Raw genomic sequence first — 17,895 nt, forward strand, 5'->3', positions numbered from 1 at the left:
GGAGTAATATCTTATGAGTGATGATCTTTCCAAGCGTCGACTCGGACGCGGTCTCGCGGCGTTGATCGGCGAAATGGATCAGCCTGTGCCGGTGGGTGAACCGCAGCGCGCCGTTAGTGCGGATCGCGCCATCCCGATCGAGTTCATCGCTCGCAGCCAGAGAAACCCACGTCGACACTTTGACGAAAATGAGTTGCAGGATCTTGCCTCATCCATTCGTCAGCACGGGATTGTTCAGCCTGTGGTCGTGCGAACGATTGGCGTCAACCGTTACGAGATAATCGCTGGTGAACGGCGCTGGCGCGCGGCACAGCTGGCCGGTTTTACGGACGTTCCTGTCATCGTTCGGGATGTAGACGACCGCACGGCTCTGGAGCTGGCTATCGTCGAAAACGTCCAGCGTTCCGATCTCAATCCGCTTGAAGAAGCGATGGGCTATGAGCAGCTGATCGCCGAACATGGCTACACTCAGAACGACCTCGGTGAAATCATCGGCAAGAGCCGAAGCCATGTTGCAAACAGCCTTCGTCTTCTGAAACTTCCCGATCCGGTTCGAGACATGTTGGCGGATGGTTCGCTTTCCGCTGGCCATGCGCGCGCGCTTGTTTCCACTTCCGATCCGTCAGGTCTGGCTCGGACTATCGTTTCCAAGGGTCTTTCGGTGCGTGATGCCGAGCGCCTGGCGCAAAACGACATCAAGTCGCAGGGTGACGTCTTGGAGAAGCGGCCTTCGGCTGAGAAGGATTCCGATACGGTCGCGCTTGAACGCAGCCTGTCGGATGCTCTCGGTCTGGACGTGAAGATCAGCCACAAAGGCGGATCGGGACAAATCCGCATCGGATACCGCACGCTAGAGCAGCTGGAAGCCGTGTGCCGGCTTCTGGAGCAAAAATAAGCAAGTATCTGTTTTAATTGATAAAATACCCGCGTTTAGCGGGTATTTTTATGCTGTGGTGCTCAAAAGTCGATAGCGCGGCCGTTTATTTCGTAGTCACCGAAACGAACAGGTTCCGCGCCGCCGCGACCGCCGGTTTCCTGCGGCAATTGAAGATCCGCCTGTTGTTTGCGCCGTTCTTCCGCTTCCTTCAACGCACGTTCCGCCGCCGGCGAAAGCCGCTTGAGCATTTCCGCGCCGTTGTCATTATCCGCATCCTGCATGAGTAATCCTCCCTATGACGGGATATTGAAATATGTTTGCCGTTCACCAGATTATATAAACAGATGGGCTTTATAAACCCCGGAATATTTCCTGAGTGGTAACAAGGAGAATTTGACATATGAACATGATGCGCACGGCAATGCTTCTGGCCTTCATGACGGCATTGTTCATGGGTGTCGGTTTTCTGATCGGCGGTAAGGGCGGCATGATGATTGCCTTGCTTATTGCCGCTGGTATGAATCTTTTCTCCTACTGGAATTCGGACAAGATGGTCTTGTCGGCCTATCGTGCACGCGAGATCGATGAGGCGAATGCGCCTGAATTTTTCCACATGATCCGCGATCTCTCGCATAATGCCGATCTTCCGATGCCCAAGGTTTATATTTATGATAGCCCGCAGCCGAACGCCTTCGCGACGGGAAGAAACCCGCAGAATGCCGCTGTCGCCGCCTCGACGGGCCTGCTGGAGCGCCTCACCCCTGAAGAAGTGGCTGGTGTCATGGCGCATGAGCTGGCCCATGTGCAGAACCGAGATACGCTAACGATGACTGTGACCGCGACGCTGGCAGGCGCCATCTCGATGCTCGGCAACTTCGCGTTTTTCTTTGGTGGCAATCGTGAAAACAACAATAATCCGCTGGGCTTTATCGGCGTACTGGTTGCGATGATCGTGGCGCCGCTTGCCGCGATGCTGGTGCAGATGGCGATCAGCCGTACCCGGGAATATTCTGCCGACCGGCGGGGAGCGGAAATTTGCGGCAATCCGCTCTGGCTCGCTTCGGCACTGCAGAAAATTTCGGGCATGGCGCAGAGCATTCATAATGAGGATGCGGAGCGTAACCCGGCGACGGCGCATATGTTCATCATCAATCCCCTGTCCGGTGAGCGCATGGACAACCTGTTTTCTACGCATCCGAATACGGAAAACCGGGTGGCGGCACTTCACGCTATGGCACAGGAGTTTTCCCCGCGAGGATCGACGCCAGCGCCATCGGGTGATAGACCTCAGCGCAAATCAGGCTCCGTTCCCAATACGGGCTGGGGACGAGGCAAAGAAAACGAGCGCAAGGGACCGTGGTCTTGACATCTGATACTCAAAATAAGCCGTCGCGGTCCAAAAAACCGGGACAGGACCATGCAAGGGGCCGCGAAGACGGCCCTTCGTCTTTCCAGGATAAACCCGGCCTTGCTGCACGCGTTGCCGCAACCCGCATTCTGGCGGCCGTTCTGGAAAAGAAAACCTCGCTGGACGGTATGCTGGACAGCGAAAACGGCAATCCCGTCTATCGCGCGCTATCCCTTGCGGACCGGGCGCTGGTGAGAGCGATCGTCAACAGCGCGCTTCGCCACCTTCCGCGTATCGAAGCCGCCTTGTCGATGCTGCTTGACGGACCGTTGCCGCAGGGCGCCCGGTCGCTTCATCACGTCCTTGTCGTTGGCGCAGCGCAAGTGCTTCACCTTGATGTCCCCGATCATTCTGCGGTCGATCTTGCCGTGGAACAGGCACACCGCGATCCGCGCAACAGGCGCTTTGCCAAGCTGGTGAATGCCGTCCTCAGGCGATTGGGCCGGGAAAAAGCAGAAATCGAAAAGGCGATCGCGGATGTGCCCGTGCTGCCGGACTGGTTCTACGCTCGGCTTGTTTCGGCTTATGGAGATGAGGTTGCCAAACGGATTTCCGAAGCGCAGCTGACGCCCTCTTCCATCGATCTCACGGTGAAGAAGGATCAGGCTGTCTGGGCGGAAAAGCTGGGCGGTACGGTTTTGCCGAATGGCAGTGTCCGTCTCGGTGAATTTGAAGGCCAGATTCCCTCGCTTGAAGGCTTTGCCGAGGGTGCCTGGTGGGTTCAGGATCTCGCGGCCAGCATGCCTGTGAAGCTGATGGGCGATATTTCCGGCAAACGTGTTGCCGACCTCTGTGCAGCTCCGGGCGGCAAGACTGCCCAGCTCGCGCTTGCCGGCGCGAAGGTGACTGCCCTGGACCAATCCGGCAATCGTCTTCGCCGCCTCAGGGAAAATCTCGACCGGCTTGGTCTTCACGCCGAAACCGTTGAAGCCAATATGCTGAAGTACCAGCCGGAACAGCTTTTCGACGCCGTTCTTCTGGATGCCCCCTGCTCGTCTACCGGCACGTTGCGTAAACATCCCGATGTCTGCTGGACGAAGGACGAGAATGATATTGCCAAGCTTGCAGCTCTTCAGGGCCAGATGTTGCGACACGCGCTCACGCTGGTGGGAGCCGGCGGCATTGTGGTGTTTTCCAATTGCTCGCTCGATCCCTCTGAAGGGGAAGCGATGATTGCACAGGTCCTAGCGGAAAACCCGGACTTCGAGCGTGTTGCCGTTCGCAAGGACGATTGGCCAGGAATGGAAGCCGCCGTCACTGCCGAAGGCGATCTTCGTACAACGCCGGATATGTTCGGCGGCATCGACGGGTTTTTTAGCAGTGTCTTGCGTAAGAAGTAGAAAAAAGCCAAGCTTCCGCGAATCATTGGATAATTGCCGATACGTTCCGATCATCACGGTTCACTCATAAAAACAAAACATGTGAAACGGGAAACACAGCTTGTCAGGGTCCTTTGCAGGCAGCATCAATGCCGCCGGTCTTCTCTCGCGGATGGCGTATCGTCATCTGTGTGTGGGCCTCGCTCCTTTGCGCCTGCGCATATCCCGGTTTGCCAATCGCGTTCCCGATGGTCTCGTGGCGGCGCCGACCGATCTGAGGGCAATCGATCCGTATTTTGCCGAGGAATTGCTGCGGGGCCGGATTGCGCTCGCCGGTCGCGTCGTCGAGACCGGCGGTCTATCGCCATTTCAGGTGGACTATCCCTCGCTGGTTTTTGAAGAGCGGCTGCATACATTTGGCTGGCTGCGGCATATCCGTTCCGACAGATCGAGTGAGGCCAGCAAGCGGGCGCGCCGTATCGTTGCCGAATGGATGACTATTCACGGCAAGCGGGTTGCGGGGATCGCCTGGTCTCCGGAGATCGCGGCACAAAGGCTGATTGCCTGGCTGTCCCATTCTCCCGTCGTTTTACATGAGGCCGATGCGGGTTTTTATCGTCGTTTCCTGAAAAGTCTTGCGTTTCACGTGCGTTATCTCGACAGGATCGTCAAACATGCGCCGGATGGGGAAGCGAGGCTGCGGATCAGGATTGCGCTGGCCGTCGCGTCCATCGCCATGCCGACCCGCCTTTCCCATATTACTCGGCACGGAATGAAGCTGGCGCAGGAAATGGAACGCCAGATTCTTCCAGATGGCGGGCATGTTTCCCGCAATCCGCGGGTCATGCTGGATTTGCTGCTCGATCTTTTGCCGCTTAGGCAAAGCTACATCAATCTCGGTCACGATCTGCCCTCGGGGCTGGTGCCGGCGATTGACAGGATGTTTCCGGCCATCCGGTTTTTCCGCCATCAGGGCGGCGATCTGGCGCTGTTCAATGGCGCCACCGCCACGCTTGCCAATGAACTTGTGTCGGTACTTCGTTATGATGAGACAGCCGGCCGGCCGTCCAAAATGCTGCCGGATGTCAATTATCATCGTCTTGCAACTGATGAGACGGTCATCATCGTGGATACTGGTCATCCAGGCTCGGCGGAGCTTTCGCGTAACGCCCATTCGGGCTGCCTGTCCTTTGAGATGTCCTGTGGCAAGAGCCGGTTCATCGTCAATTCGGGCTTCCCGAAAAACGCAGCACCCGAATATCAGCGGGCGAGCCGCTCGACGGCGGCCCATTCGACAGTCACGCTGGCCGACACGTCGTCTTGCAGACTATCCCGCTCGAGACTGCTCGGGCCGATCATGGTTTCCGGTGTCAGTCAGGTGGAGAGCCGCCGCGGAACGGATGCAAATGGCAATGATGTCCTGTGGGCGTCGCATGACGGTTATTTGCAGAATTTCGGTTGCTATCACGATCGGGAAATTGAGCTGAATGTTGCCGGTACGAAGATAAAGGGCCGTGATCTGCTTCGGGCCGACGAGAATGTGGTGAAGGCGCAATTGCAATCCATATCGGCGGTATCGCGGTTCCATATCCATCCCCACATCCAGCTTTACCAACAGGACGAGGAGTCGGTTTATCTGGAGGCAGCGGATGGAACCACCTGGCTGTTTTCTGCGCCGGGACTGGAGCTTTTCGTGACCGAGGATGTTTTTATGGCGGATGCATCCGGCATGCGGCCTTCGCAGCAGATCGAGCTGCCATTCAATCTGGCGAACACTCGGGAAATCCGCTGGATCATCGAACGCAAGGCGTAGAGGATTCCTGGCGAGTTTCAGGCAAAAACCGCCATAGTTTTCGCCGTTCCGCGTCCCCGCTGTTTATTAATATGGCAAGCTGTGTTAACGCGGCGGCAATTGCTGGATCAATCCCAGTCCAGCCTGTCCTCCCCGTCAAACGGAGTATGCCCGATGGCTGTCGTTTCCAAAAAAATCCCCGCTCCCGATAAAGTCAAAATCCGTACAGCCCTTCTTTCCGTTTCTGACAAGACGGACATTATCGAGCTGGCGACTGTCCTGTCCAAACTTGGCGTCAAGCTGCTGTCGACTGGTGGCACGGCAAAGGCCATCGCTGACGCGGGACTGCCGGTAACGGATGTTTCCGATGTGACCAATTTTCCGGAAATCATGGATGGTCGCGTCAAGACCCTGCATCCCAACGTGCATGGTGGACTTCTGGCTATCCGGGATGATGCTGATCACTTCGAGGCAATGAAGGCTCACGGTATCGAGGCGATCGATCTCTCCGTCATCAATCTCTATCCCTTCGAGGAAGTTCGCGCCAAGGGTGGCGACTACCCCACGACGGTCGAGAATATCGATATTGGCGGCCCGGCAATGATCCGCGCTTCGGCCAAGAACCATGCCTATGTCACTGTTGTCACCGATCCGTCCGACTATCCTGCGCTGGTGGAAGCCCTGCAGGCCGATGACGGTCAAACCTCCTACGCGCTGCGCCAGACCTTCGCCGCCAAGGCATATGCCCGCACCGCCGCTTATGATGCGGTGATTTCCAACTGGTTTGCTGAGGCGCTGGCTATCGAGACGCCGGATTACCGTGCCATCGGCGGTGCGCTGAAGGAAAAAATGCGTTACGGCGAGAACCCGCACCAGAGCGCCGGTTTTTACCTGACCGGCGAAAAGCGCCCCGGTGTTTCCACGGCGACGCTTCTTCAGGGCAAGCAGCTTTCCTATAACAACATCAATGATACGGATGCAGCCTACGAGCTGGTAGCGGAATTCCTGCCGGAGAATGCGCCGGCTGTAGCGATCATCAAACACGCCAACCCCTGTGGTGTTGCGACGGGTCCAACACTTGCAGAAGCCTACCGGCGCGCGCTGGCATGCGATTCCGTTTCGGCCTTCGGCGGCGTCATCGCCTTGAACCGCACGCTCGATGCGGAAACGGCAGAAGAGATCGTCAAGCTCTTTACCGAAGTCATCATTGCACCCGATGTGACGGAAGAGGCAAAATCCATTATCGCCCGCAAGCCCAATCTGCGACTGCTGGCAGCTGGTGGCCTGCCAGATCCGCGCGCTGCCGGCATTACGGCCAAGACGGTTTCCGGCGGTCTTCTGGTTCAGAGCCGTGACAACGGCATGGTGGAGGATCTGGAACTGAAGGTGGTCACCAAGCGTGTGCCGACACCTCAGGAACTTGAAGACATGAAGTTCGCCTTCAAGATTGCCAAGCACGTGAAGTCCAATGCGGTGATCTATGCCAAGGACGGCCAGACGGCAGGTATCGGCGCCGGACAGATGAGCCGGGTGGATTCCGCCCGTATCGCCGCCCAGAAGGCGGAAGATGCGGCCAAGGCACTCGGCCTTGCTGAGCCGCTGACGCGGGGCTCTGCCGTGGCTTCTGAAGCGTTTTATCCCTTCGCCGATGGTTTGCTTGCAGCTATTGCAGCAGGTGCCACCGCAGTCATTCAGCCTGGTGGTTCCATGCGCGACCAGGACGTGATCGATGCGGCCAATGAGCACAATGTGGCGATGGTCTTTACCGGCATGCGTCACTTCCGCCATTAAGCAGAAACGGCGCACAGAATTTAAAAGGCCCGGAAAGTGATTTCCGGGCCTTTTGTTTCACGTGGGACAGTCCGATGCACGTATTGGAAGCGGGTCAGGTAACCGCGCCCACCTGCCACGGCACAAATTCATTGTCGCCGTAGTCGTAAATCTCGCTGACGGTCTTGTCTCCCGAAGCGACTGCAAGAATGTGCTCGAAAATTCGTTTGCCGGATTCCTCGATGGTTTCCGCGCCGGTAACGATCTCGCCGCAGTTGAGGTCCATGTCTTCCTTCATGTGCTCGTACATTTCGGAATTGGTGGCGATCTTGATGCAGGGTGCCGGCTTGAATCCCGATACGGAGCCGCGGCCGGTGGTGAAACAGATGACGTTACAGCCGCCGGCGACCTGGCCGGTGACGGCAACAGGATCGTAACCAGGCGTATCCATGAAGACGAAGCCCTGTTCAGTAACGGTTTCCGCGAATTCGTAGACCGCCTTCAGTGGCATGGAGCCACCTTTGGCCACTGCGCCCAGCGATTTTTCAAGAATGGTGGTTAGTCCACCAAGCTTGTTGCCGTGGGATGGGTTGTTGTTCAGCTCATCGCCGTTGCGAGCGGTATAATCCCGCCACCAGTCGATGCGCTGCAACAGCTTTTCGGCAACAGCAGGCGTGACGGCACGCTTCGTCAGCAGGTGTTCAGCGCCGTAAATCTCCGGCGTTTCGGCAAGAACCGTTGTACCGCCGTTGCGGACGATGAGGTCCGATGCATATCCCAAGGCCGGGTTTGCCGATATTCCGGAGTAACCATCCGAACCGCCGCATTCTAGCGCGACCTTCAGTTTTGAAAGCGGCTGTTCAGAGCGCTGGGCAGCATTGACCATTGGCAGCATCGCCTTGATCTCGGCAATGGCGGCATCGATCGTTTTGCGTGTGCCGCCGTGCTGCTGGATCGTCATGGTGCGCAGCCGTTCGCCCTCCTCCATCTTGTAATGTTCGAGGATGGGGGCGATCTGGTTGGTCTCACAGCCGAGGCCGATCAGCAGAATACCGCCGAAATTCGGGTGGCGGGCATAACCCTGAATGGTGCGGATCAGAAGACGATAACCTTCCGATTTCGTATTGAGCGCGCAGCCGCCGCCATGGGTCAGTGCCACAACGCCGTCGACATTGTCGAACCCTACAAGGCCGCCCTGCTTGTTGAAATAATCGGCGATGTAACGCGACACGGTGGCGGAACAGTTCACGGATGCGATGACGCCGATGTAGTTGCGTGTGCCAACGCCACCGAGACCCCGGTCAAAACCCTTGAAGGTCCGGCGCTCGCCCTCGGGCAGCATGCCTTTTTCCTCGATATCGACACTGAACTGATGCGTGTGTTCGGAAGGCACCATGGCGAGATTGTGCAGATGCACATGCCGGCCAGGCTCGATATCCTGTGTCGCGATGCCGATCACCTGTCCGTATTTCAGGACCTCGTCTCCGGATCTGATAAACGTCAGGGCCACCTTGTGGCCGCGTCCGATCATCTCCCGGGCTGTCAGATCGCCTCTGCCCGTCGCACCACCGGCCGGTATCGACCGGCGTGCCACCGCGACATTGTCGTTGGCGTTCAGCAAAATGGTTGCCTCGGAATTCTCACTCACGGGTTTTTCTCCTCCCCGGTACATTGCCTGCTATGTTTTAAATTTAGCCGTCTACCCAGCGTCTCTTGGAACCTTCCAGATGGGTATGCATGGCCGCCTGCGCCAGCAGCGGATCTTTCAACTCCAGGGCCGCCAGAATCGCTTCGTGCTCCTGAAGGGCGTGGGTCCAGGTATCGCGATCCTCAAATTTCACACGCAATTGTGCCGAAATCGGGCTGTGGCGCTCATCGAAGAGGTTTGCCACCAGCCGGGCCAGAACGCTGTTACCGGATTGTTCGGCAATGGTGACGTGGAAAAGCCGGTCCTGATCGAGAGGTTTGCGCGCGGCCTCGATTTCCTGCTGCATCGTGTTGAGAATCTGGCGAAGGTTTGCAATCGTTTCATCGGTCATGCGGCTCGCCGCCAGTACGATTGTCGCGCCTTCCAGCGCTGCGCGCGCCTGCATCAGTTCGGAGGGGCTGTCGCCCAAGGATTTGGTGTTGTGGGTTGTCTGAAGGGCCTCGGCGGAGACATAGACACCGGAACCCATGCGGATTTCGACGGTGTTGTCGATTTCAAGCGCAATCAGTGCCTCGCGCAGTGATGGTCGCGAAACCCCGAGCTTCTGTGCCAGTTCCCGTTCGGCGGGAAGTCGTGTTCCAGGCAGAAACTCTCCCAGATCAATCAGCTCGCGTATCTGGTCCGCAATCTGCTGATAAAGCCTGCGTGGTTCCGCTATTTTGGCCTGACCATTCATGTGTTTTCTGACGAACCTTGTCTGTTATCTGAATTTGGCCTTACCGTAGCGCCAAGCGCATCAATACGCAAGAAATTACTTAAATACATGAATTTACAATCTTATTTCAATAAGTCTTTTGAGATGATTTTGCGTGTACCAGACGCGGGATTCAAATTTTGGGCTAATTGGCTTGACCATTCTAAAAAAGCGGCCTAACCATTTGGCTCATTATTGCCCCCGGTGGAGCGGGGAGCGCGGGTGGAGGTTTCTTGATGTCGCAGGGCGCATCGACAATTCGAGGCGATTTTTCGCCTGAGGAGACGGCGCGCGGCCTTGGTTCAGGCCTCCTGCGTCTCGAAAACATCAGCAAGGAATTTCCGGGCGTCAAAGCGTTGTCGAATGTGCATTTCGACTTGCGCAGCGGCGAGGTTCACGCTGTTTGCGGCGAAAACGGTGCCGGAAAATCCACCCTGATGAAAATCATCAGCGGCGTTTACCAGCCTAGCGACGGAACCATCCTGCACAAGGGCGTCAAAGTGCAATATGCATCGCCGCTGGAATCCGAAGCCGCCGGCATCGCCATCATCCATCAGGAACTCAACCTCGTTCCGCATCTTTCCGTTGCCGAGAACATCTATCTCGCCCGCGAGCCGCGCCGTGGTTTCCTCGTTGACCGCAAGAAGCTGCGGCTTGATGCAAAGCGCTGTCTCGATCGGCTGGGCGTCGATATCGACCCTGACCAGATTGTCCGCGGCCTCTCGGTCGCGCAATGTCAGATGGTCGAAATTGCCAAGGCGCTTTCCCTGGATGCTGAAGTCCTCATTATGGATGAGCCGACCTCCTCGCTGACCGAGCAGGAAACGCGGCTGTTGTTCAAGGTGATCCGCGATCTCAAGGCTTCTGGCGTCGGCATCGTCTATATTTCCCACCGGCTCGATGAAATGGCCGAAATCGTCGACCGCGTGACGGTTTTGCGGGACGGGCGTTATATTTCCACCGACGATTTTGCATCGATCACCGTTGACGATATCGTCACGCGCATGGTCGGGCGTTCGCTGGAGGAGAAGTTCCCGGAACGCACGTCGCGCCCTACGGATGATGTTATTTTCTCTGTGGAAGGGCTGACGCGCAAGGGTGTGTTCCACGATGTCGGTTTCTCGCTGCGGCGCGGTGAGATTCTCGGCTTTGCCGGACTGATGGGTGCGGGTCGCACGGAAGTCGCACGGGCAATCTTCGGTGCCGATCCTCTGGATGCTGGCAAGGTCGTTTTCAACGGGCGGGAGCTTTCCATCAGTTCCCCGCGAGATGCCATCGAAGAGGGTATCGCCTATCTGTCCGAAGACCGCAAAAGCGATGGTCTTGCGATCAAGATGTCGGTTGCGGCCAATACGACGCTTGCCAATATCGGCGAGGTCTCCAACCGCTTCGGGCTGATCGACTTTAAGAAGCACGACGATGTCGCCAGACGTTACGTCGATCTCCTGAACATCCGTACCCCTTCGATCGAACAGACGGTGCGGCTGCTTTCAGGTGGCAATCAGCAGAAAATCATCATTGGCAAATGGCTGTTCCGGCAGTCGCGCGTGCTGTTTTTCGACGAGCCGACGCGCGGCATCGATGTCGGCGCAAAATTCGCGATCTACAAGATCATGGACGAGCTGGCCGCACAGGGCATCGGCGTCATTCTCATCAGTTCGGAACTGCCGGAAATTCTGGGACTGACGGATCGTATCGCCGTTTTCCACCAGGGCCGGATCACGGGCGTGCTTGAGACCGCCAAGACCAATCAGGAAGAAATCATGCGGTACGCGTCCGGTTACGGCCGGGCCGCGCAGTGAGGAACGACATGGCTAATATTGCAGAACCCAAGAAGAGCTTCGCTTTCAGCGACCGCCAGAAGGACATCATCCAGAAGTTTGCGGCTCTTGGCAGTCTCGTTGTGCTGGTTATGGTGTTTTCCGCCACCAGCAGCGCCTTCTTCTCCGTCAACAATGCCATGACCATTGCGCTTCAGGTGACCTCCATCGCCCTTCTCGGCATTGGTGCGACCTGCGTCATCATCACCGGCGGCATTGATCTTTCCGTTGGTTCGGTGCTTGCTCTGGCCGGCGTCGTTGCCGCGCTTGCGGTGAAGGAGTTGGGTATGCCGGTGCCGGTCGGCATGCTGCTTGGCATTCTGACGGGGTCGCTTTGCGGTCTCATCAATGGCCTCATGGTCACGCGCTTCAAGCTGCCACCGTTTATCGCGACACTCGGCATGATGCTGATCGCCCGTGGTGTGGCACTGCAGATCACCGGCGCGCGAGCGGTTTCCGGCCTCGGCGAATCCTTCGGTGAACTCGGCAACGGCGCCCTCTTCCGCATCGTCAATATTGGGGATGACGGTTTTCCGAACGTGGTGTTTCCGGGCATTCCCTACCCCGTCATCCTCATGGTGGTGATTGCGCTGGCTGTTTCCTTCATGCTCAACCGCTCCATCCTTGGCCGTCACATCTATGCCGTCGGTTCGAATGCGGATGCTGCGCGTCTGTCCGGCGTAAACGTCGCACGCGTCACCAATTTCACCTACATCCTGTCCGGTACGCTCGCCGGGTTGACCGGTTGCGTGCTGATGTCGCGCCTCGTCACAGCCCAGCCGAATGAGGGCGTGATGTATGAGCTGGACGCCATTGCCAGCGCCGTTATCGGCGGCACATCGCTCATCGGCGGCGTGGGCACGATTTCAGGCACGGCAATCGGCGCCTTCGTCATCGGCATCCTGCGCAACGGGCTCAATATGAATGGCGTGTCCGCCTTCACGCAACAGATCATCATCGGTCTTGTCATTCTGGTCACCGTCTGGATCGACCAGCTGCGCAACCGCCGCTGATACAGGGCTGCGGACCCTATCCGCAAACAAGATCGGCACGGGAGGCCCGGTATGCCGACATCACGGAGGAAGAAATGAACAAGCTTACGACCGCCCTTCTGACATCCGCAATCGCGCTGTGGAGCGTCTCCACCGTGCAGGCCGGCGAAATCGCCGTCATCGTCAAGACCGTCAACTCCACCTTCTGGCAGAACGTTCAGAAGGGCGCCGATGCGGCGATGAAGGACTCTGCCGGCAACACCATGACCTTCCAGGGTCCGGCTTCTGAATCGGCCATCGCCGATCAGGTCAACATGGTTGAAAACGCTGTAAACCGTAAGGTTTCGGGTATCGTTCTTGCTCCTTCCGATCCTGATGCGCTGGTTCCGGCTGTCAAGAAAGCCTGGGAAGCCCGCATTCCCGTGGTTCTGATCGACTCACAGCTCGCCAAGGGTTCCGAGCAATATTATCAGTCCTTCCTGGCGACCGATAACAAGAAAGCCGGCGAACTGGCTGCTCAGGCGCTGATCGACAAGGTTGGCAAGGAAGGCAAGATCGCCGTGATGTCCTACGTCGCCGGTGCCGGTTCGGAAATCGGCCGCGTTGGCGGTTTCACCGACTATATCCAGATGCATTCCAACCTCAAGATCGTAGGTCCGTTCTATTCGCAGTCGCAGATGGCGACGGCGCTGAACCAGACAACCGACGTTCTGGCCGCCAATTCCGATCTCAAGGGCATCTTCGGCGCCAATGAACCCACCGCAATCGGCGTAGGCCGCGCGCTCGCCCAGGCCGGTAAGGCAGGCAAGGTTGTCGGCATCGGCTTTGACGGTAACCAGGACCTTCAGGGCTTCGTCAAGGACGGCACGCTGGCCGGCATCGTCGTTCAGGGTTCGTATCAGATGGGCGAAAAGGGCATCCAGACCGTTTCCAAGCTCATCAGCAAGGAAAAGGTCGAAAAGTTCGTCGACACCGGCGTTGTTGTTGTCACCAAGGACAATATCGAGAAGCCGGAAGCCAAGAACGTTCTTTATTAACGCATGACGGCGCGCCGCTCTTTGAGCGGCGCGCCTCACAAATTTCAGAAGCGGGATTTCAGTCAATACCGCATACGGTTTTCAACATCCGCTCTACCGAAAAATTCAGGAAGCCCTTGCGATGAAAGTCTCCGATACACGTAAATTGCCGCACCGTGCCGTTGAAGTCACGGTCATGGGCCTTGGTTGCGCCCAGATGGGTAATCTCTACCGCATCACGCCCTACGAGGAATCCAAAGGTGCGTTCGACAAGGCATGGGAAAGCGGCATTCGCTATTTCGATACCGCACCTTTTTACGGTTACACGCGTTCGGAGCGTCGTCTTGGAACCATGGTGACGGAGCATGACCGAAGCGAATACACCCTCTCGACCAAGGTCGGTCGCGTCATGGTTCCCGATGAAACTGTGGGCCCGGAAGAGGACGCCTATATTGCGCCGCTGCCTTTCCGCCCGGTCTATGATTATTCCTATGACGGTATTCTACGCTCCTTCGAAGCGAGCCAGCAGCGGCTCGGCGTTCTGAAGCCGGATATTCTCTATGTGCACGATATCGGCTCTTTCACGCATGGCGAAAAGCACCAGCACTACTGGGAGCAGCTGACCACCGGCGGCGGCTTCCGGGCACTTGGCAAGCTGCGCGAGGAAGGGTCGACGGGTGCTATCGGCCTCGGCGTCAACGAGTGGGAAATCGTCGGCGACGCCATGGATGTTTTCGACATCGACGTTGCCATGCTTGCCGGCCGTTATACGCTTCTGGAGCAGCAGAGCCTTGACTTCATGAACCGCTGCGCGGAAACCGGCGTTGCGATCGTGGTCGCCGGTGCTTTCAATTCAGGCATTCTGGCAGGCAACCGCAAATTCAACTATGCCGATGCGCCTGCCGACATCATCACGCGGGTGGATGCGCTTCAGGGCGTTTGTGACGACGTTGGTGTTTCGTTGCAGGCGGCTGCGCTGCAGTTTCCGCTCGGGCATCCGGCTTCGGTCACGGTCGTATCCGGCGCGCGCAATGCGCAGCAACTTGCCGCAAACATCGAATGGTTCGAACAGGTTGTTCCGGACGAATTCTGGTCGGAGCTGCAAAAGCGTGGCCTGATTTCCGAAGGCGCACCCGTGCCCGGCACAAAGGCCTGAAGCGATGATCATCGATGCCCACCAGCATTTCTGGCTGATGAAGGATCGTGCCGGGCAATGGCCGCCACCGTCTCTGGCTGCCATCTACCGGGATTTTCTTCCGCAGGATCTGTCTCCTCTGCTGGCAAAGGCCGGAGTTTCCGGAACGGTGCTGGTGCAGACGATGGAAAGTGCGGCCGATACGGATTTCATGCTCGATCTGGCTGGAAGCACCGATTTCATCAAGGGCGTTGTCGGCTGGGTGGACATGAAGTCCGTGGATGCTACGGCGGAAATCTCCCGGCGGGCAAAACATCCGGCCTTCAAGGGCGTACGGCCGATGCTGCAAGGCATGGAAGATGTGACCTGGATCGATGATCCCGCGCTCGATGCCGCCGTGGATGCGCTGGTGAAACACGCACTGGTGTTCGATGCGCTAGTCCTGCCGCCGCATCTGTCGCATCTTCTCGCCTTCGCGCGCCGCCATCCGCAATTGCCTGTTGTCATCGATCACGGGGCGAAGCCGCTTATCGCCACGGGCCAATATGGGGACTGGCGCAGGGACATGGCAGCTTTGGCGGCCCTTCCCAACCTCCATTGCAAGCTGTCCGGCCTTTTGACCGAGCGTGGCGAGCAGAGACCGGAAGCCGTCCGGCCCTATGCCGAAACCATTCTGGAACTGTTCGGCGGCGAACGCGTGATCTTCGGCAGCGACTGGCCGGTATTGCGGCTGGCTGGCGACTATCAGGAATGGCTGGACTTCTGCCGCGAAATCGTGCCTGAGCACGACCATGCGGCCGTCTTTGGCGGCAACGCCGTTCGTTTTTATTCCCTTCCCAACAGGTGATGCATGCTGGCGATTTTCTGCGAGACCCCCGGTCAACTTGTCCCCAAGGAACTACCAAAGCCCGCCCGTGGCGAAGGTGAAGTGCTGGTGCGTATTCGTCGCATTGGTGTCTGCGGCACGGACCTGCATATTTTCACCGGTAATCAGCCTTATCTTTCTTATCCGCGCATCATGGGCCACGAGCTTTCCGGCACGGTGGAAGAGGCGCCGGAAGGCAGCCATCTTTCGGTGGGCGATGTGGTTACCGTCATACCCTATATTTCCTGTGGTGAGTGCAGCGCCTGCCGTAAAGGAAAGAGCAATTGCTGCCGCAACATCGGTGTGCTTGGCGTTCATCGCGATGGCGGCATGGTCGAATATCTGAGCGTTCCGCAGCAATTCGTGCTGAAGGCGGAGGGCCTGAGCCTCGATCAGGCGGCAATGACCGAATTTCTGGCGATTGGCGCGCATGCCGTGCGTCGTGGGTCGGTGGAAAAGGGCCAGAAGGTCCTGATCGTCGGCGCCGGTCCGATCGGCATGGCGGTTGCGGTTTTCGCCGTTCTCGATGGCGGCGAGGTGACGATGATTGACGGGCGCACCGACCGGCTGGATTTCTGCAAGGACCATCTCGGCGTTGCCCATACGGTGACGCTTGGCGAGGGCGACAAGGATCGCCTGTCGGATATCACCGGCGGCGATTTCTTCGATGCCGTTTTTGATGCGACCGGTAATCCTAAAGCCATGGAGCGTGGCTTTTCCTTCGTCGGCCACGGTGGTTCCTATGTGCTGGTTTCCATCGTTGCCAGCGATATCTCCTTCAACGATCCGGAGTTTCACAAGCGCGAAACCACGCTGCTTGGCAGCCGCAACGCCACGCCGGAGGATTTCGAGCGGGTGCTGCAGGCGCTGCGGGAAGGCAAGGTACCGGAGGCACTCATCACTCACCGCATGACACTTGCCGATGTGCCTTCCAAATTCGCCGGGCTGACCGATCCGAAAGCCGGAGTCATCAAGGGCATGGTGGAGGTCGCATGACGACCGACACACCCATCCTGCAATTCGGTACCAGCCGCTTTCTTCTGGCGCATGCGGATTTGTTCATTTCGCAGGCGCTGGAAAAAGGCGAGGCCCTCGGGCGCATCGCAATCGTTCAGACGACCGGCAATGCGGAGAGCCTGAAGCGTGTGGCAGCATTGAACGATGGCACGCCCTATCCGGTGCGCATTCGCGGCATTCGCGACGGGCAAGAGGTGGATGAGGAAATTCCAGGTAAGGCTGTCGCGCGCGCGCTGACGGCGGCGGCCGACTGGGCCGAGGTGCGGCGCATCGCCTGCGGGGCAGGGGTCATTCTGTCCAATACGGGTGACCGCGGTTATGAGCTGGATTCGTTCGACGGTCCGGGTCTTACCGACGACTTCACGCTTGTGCCAAAGAGTTTTCCGGCAAAGCTCTGCCTGTTGCTGCTGGAACGTTTTCAGACCAATCCGGAAGCCCCTGTATCGATCTTTCCTTGCGAGCTTGTTCCGCGCAACGGCGACCGGTTGAAAGAGGTTGTTCGCCAGCTTGCCGACGAATGGCAGCTGCCGGCGGGTTTCGGCTTCTACCTGAATGAGAAATGCCGTTTTGCCAACAGCCTTGTAGACCGCATCGTTTCCGAGCCGATCGATCCGGTTGGCGCAGTTGCCGAGCCCTATGCGCTTTGGGCAATCGAGAAGCAGGAGGGCCTTGTTCTGCCCTGCACCCACCCTGCGGTGGTGCTGACTGATGATCTCGACCACTATGAAAAGCTGAAGCTGTTCCTGCTCAATCTTGGCCATTCCTATCTGGCGGAGCGATGGTTGCGGGATGCCCGTGCGAAAAACGAGACCGTGCGGCAGGCAATGGCCGACGATGCGCTTTCGGGAGATCTGGAAACGCTCTGGCGGGACGAGGTTCTGCCGGTCTTTGCCGCAGAAGGCATGGGAGAAGAAGCGCAATCCTATATCCGTGCGGTGCGGGAGCGTTTCCTGAACCCCTTTCTCGCCCACCGGCTCGCGGACATTTCAGGCAATCACGATGAAAAGAAACGCCGTCGTTTTGTCCCGGTCATCGCTGCGGCGGAACGTTTGGGGTTAAACGTGCCGCAGCAGAAACTGCGTGCGGCGCTCGCCACCATCAAGCAATAACGGAGTTTTGTATGCAGCGCATGGGAATGGTCATCGGCGTCAAACCGGACATGATCGCGGAATATAGAAGACTGCACGCCGCCGTCTGGCCCGAAATTCTGGCGCTCATCAGCGATTGCAACATCCGCAACTACACGATCTTCCTGCGCGAACCGGAAAATCTGCTGTTCGGATATTGGGAATATCACGGCACCGATTTCAGCGCCGATATGGCGAAGATGGCGGCAAGCCCAAAGAACCAGGAATGGTGGTCTTTCACCATTCCCTGCCAGCAACCACTCGAAAGCCGCAAGGAAGGCGAGTGGTGGGCAATGATGGAAGAAACCTTCCACCACGACTGAACGATTTCCTTTGACACTGACCGCGAGTGAAC

General features: G+C 57.8%; 16 protein-coding genes. 13 read left to right on the top strand and 3 right to left on the bottom strand.

The features are described from left to right. Window positions 1-13 precede the first annotated feature (13 nt). Window positions 14-895 carry a ParB/RepB/Spo0J family partition protein gene (locus AC1DCP_RS11690; protein ID WP_013637009.1) on the top strand — a complete coding sequence of 294 codons (882 nt, stop codon included), beginning with the start codon at window positions 14-16 and terminating at the stop codon, window positions 893-895. A 62-nt stretch (window positions 896-957) separates the two neighbouring features. Here the strand turns inward: AC1DCP_RS11690 and AC1DCP_RS11695 are convergent, their stop codons facing one another. Next, a complete protein-coding gene (locus tag AC1DCP_RS11695) occupies window positions 958-1,158 on the bottom strand; it encodes a DUF1674 domain-containing protein (RefSeq protein WP_003516384.1) in 201 nt (66 codons plus the stop codon). A 119-nt stretch (window positions 1,159-1,277) separates the two neighbouring features. Between AC1DCP_RS11695 and htpX the strand changes: the two genes are divergently transcribed. From htpX to purH, 4 genes are all read left to right on the top strand, one after another. Continuing rightward, entirely contained in the window at window positions 1,278-2,243 is a 966-nt protein-coding gene (htpX, locus tag AC1DCP_RS11700) for a zinc metalloprotease HtpX (protein WP_013637008.1), read from the top strand. Continuing rightward, window positions 2,240-3,625, top strand: a complete 1,386-nt coding sequence (locus tag AC1DCP_RS11705) for an RsmB/NOP family class I SAM-dependent RNA methyltransferase (RefSeq protein ID WP_013637007.1) — start codon at window positions 2,240-2,242, stop codon at window positions 3,623-3,625. The genes htpX and AC1DCP_RS11705 overlap by 4 nt, the downstream gene beginning before the upstream one ends. 151 nt (window positions 3,626-3,776) lie before the next feature. After that, a complete protein-coding gene (locus AC1DCP_RS11710) occupies window positions 3,777-5,417 on the top strand; it encodes a heparinase II/III family protein (RefSeq protein WP_081308615.1) in 1,641 nt (546 codons plus the stop codon). Window positions 5,418-5,570: 153 nt separating this feature from the next. Further along, window positions 5,571-7,187, top strand: coding sequence for a bifunctional phosphoribosylaminoimidazolecarboxamide formyltransferase/IMP cyclohydrolase (purH, locus tag AC1DCP_RS11715; protein ID WP_476774294.1), 1,617 nt, complete (start codon window positions 5,571-5,573; stop codon window positions 7,185-7,187). Window positions 7,188-7,281: 94 nt separating this feature from the next. Here the strand turns inward: purH and AC1DCP_RS11720 are convergent, their stop codons facing one another. Together AC1DCP_RS11720 and AC1DCP_RS11725 are read right to left on the bottom strand one after the other, a co-directional pair. Continuing rightward, window positions 7,282-8,814, bottom strand: a complete 1,533-nt coding sequence (locus tag AC1DCP_RS11720) for a UxaA family hydrolase (protein ID WP_081308603.1) — start codon at window positions 8,812-8,814, stop codon at window positions 7,282-7,284. A 43-nt stretch (window positions 8,815-8,857) separates the two neighbouring features. Next, entirely contained in the window at window positions 8,858-9,550 is a 693-nt protein-coding gene (locus tag AC1DCP_RS11725) for a FadR/GntR family transcriptional regulator (RefSeq protein ID WP_003516394.1), read from the bottom strand. A gap of 254 nt (window positions 9,551-9,804) precedes the next feature. Between AC1DCP_RS11725 and AC1DCP_RS11730 the strand changes: the two genes are divergently transcribed. From AC1DCP_RS11730 to AC1DCP_RS11765, 8 genes are all read left to right on the top strand, one after another. Next, window positions 9,805-11,370 (top strand): sugar ABC transporter ATP-binding protein, encoded by a 1,566-nt coding sequence (locus AC1DCP_RS11730; RefSeq protein WP_013637002.1) that lies wholly within the window; start codon window positions 9,805-9,807, stop codon window positions 11,368-11,370. A gap of 8 nt (window positions 11,371-11,378) precedes the next feature. Further along, entirely contained in the window at window positions 11,379-12,401 is a 1,023-nt protein-coding gene (locus AC1DCP_RS11735) for an ABC transporter permease (RefSeq protein WP_003516396.1), read from the top strand. A gap of 74 nt (window positions 12,402-12,475) precedes the next feature. Continuing rightward, on the top strand, window positions 12,476-13,417 hold the full coding sequence (locus tag AC1DCP_RS11740; protein WP_003516397.1) for an ABC transporter substrate-binding protein: 942 nt from the start codon (window positions 12,476-12,478) through the stop codon (window positions 13,415-13,417). 121 nt (window positions 13,418-13,538) lie between these two features. Then, window positions 13,539-14,552: an aldo/keto reductase gene (locus AC1DCP_RS11745; protein ID WP_065688727.1), complete on the top strand. Its 1,014-nt coding sequence runs from the start codon at window positions 13,539-13,541 to the stop codon at window positions 14,550-14,552. Between the two features lie 4 nt (window positions 14,553-14,556). After that, the gene (locus tag AC1DCP_RS11750) at window positions 14,557-15,378 is read left to right on the top strand and encodes an amidohydrolase family protein (RefSeq protein ID WP_065688726.1); all 822 of its coding nucleotides are present in this window, start codon (window positions 14,557-14,559) and stop codon (window positions 15,376-15,378) included. 3 nt (window positions 15,379-15,381) lie between these two features. Next, window positions 15,382-16,392, top strand: a complete 1,011-nt coding sequence (locus tag AC1DCP_RS11755) for a zinc-binding alcohol dehydrogenase family protein (RefSeq protein WP_065688725.1) — start codon at window positions 15,382-15,384, stop codon at window positions 16,390-16,392. Further along, window positions 16,389-17,522, top strand: a complete 1,134-nt coding sequence (locus tag AC1DCP_RS11760) for a mannitol dehydrogenase family protein (protein WP_065688724.1) — start codon at window positions 16,389-16,391, stop codon at window positions 17,520-17,522. Before AC1DCP_RS11755 ends, AC1DCP_RS11760 begins: the two co-directional genes overlap by 4 nt. Before the next feature lie 11 nt (window positions 17,523-17,533). Next, window positions 17,534-17,863 (top strand): L-rhamnose mutarotase, encoded by a 330-nt coding sequence (locus AC1DCP_RS11765; protein ID WP_003516404.1) that lies wholly within the window; start codon window positions 17,534-17,536, stop codon window positions 17,861-17,863. Window positions 17,864-17,895: the final 32 nt, after the last annotated feature.

The organism is Agrobacterium sp. 10T429 (genome assembly GCF_056393925.1).

Excerpts from the sequence above, each read along its gene's own strand:
- htpX (WP_013637008.1), top strand. The coding sequence starts at position 1,278 with ATGAACATGATGCGCACGGCAATGCTTCTGGCCTTCATGACGGCATTG.
- AC1DCP_RS11695 (WP_003516384.1), bottom strand. The coding sequence starts at position 1,158 with ATGCAGGATGCGGATAATGACAACGGCGCGGAAATGCTCAAGCGGCTT.
- AC1DCP_RS11755 (WP_065688725.1), top strand. The coding sequence starts at position 15,382 with ATGCTGGCGATTTTCTGCGAGACCCCCGGTCAACTTGTCCCCAAGGAA.
- AC1DCP_RS11745 (WP_065688727.1), top strand. The coding sequence starts at position 13,539 with ATGAAAGTCTCCGATACACGTAAATTGCCGCACCGTGCCGTTGAAGTC.
- purH (WP_476774294.1), top strand. The coding sequence starts at position 5,571 with ATGGCTGTCGTTTCCAAAAAAATCCCCGCTCCCGATAAAGTCAAAATC.
- AC1DCP_RS11725 (WP_003516394.1), bottom strand. The coding sequence starts at position 9,550 with ATGAATGGTCAGGCCAAAATAGCGGAACCACGCAGGCTTTATCAGCAG.
- AC1DCP_RS11750 (WP_065688726.1), top strand. The coding sequence starts at position 14,557 with ATGATCATCGATGCCCACCAGCATTTCTGGCTGATGAAGGATCGTGCC.
- AC1DCP_RS11710 (WP_081308615.1), top strand. The coding sequence starts at position 3,777 with ATGGCGTATCGTCATCTGTGTGTGGGCCTCGCTCCTTTGCGCCTGCGC.
- AC1DCP_RS11765 (WP_003516404.1), top strand. The coding sequence starts at position 17,534 with ATGCAGCGCATGGGAATGGTCATCGGCGTCAAACCGGACATGATCGCG.
- AC1DCP_RS11730 (WP_013637002.1), top strand. The coding sequence starts at position 9,805 with ATGTCGCAGGGCGCATCGACAATTCGAGGCGATTTTTCGCCTGAGGAG.
- AC1DCP_RS11690 (WP_013637009.1), top strand. The coding sequence starts at position 14 with ATGAGTGATGATCTTTCCAAGCGTCGACTCGGACGCGGTCTCGCGGCG.
- AC1DCP_RS11740 (WP_003516397.1), top strand. The coding sequence starts at position 12,476 with ATGAACAAGCTTACGACCGCCCTTCTGACATCCGCAATCGCGCTGTGG.
- AC1DCP_RS11735 (WP_003516396.1), top strand. The coding sequence starts at position 11,379 with ATGGCTAATATTGCAGAACCCAAGAAGAGCTTCGCTTTCAGCGACCGC.
- AC1DCP_RS11760 (WP_065688724.1), top strand. The coding sequence starts at position 16,389 with ATGACGACCGACACACCCATCCTGCAATTCGGTACCAGCCGCTTTCTT.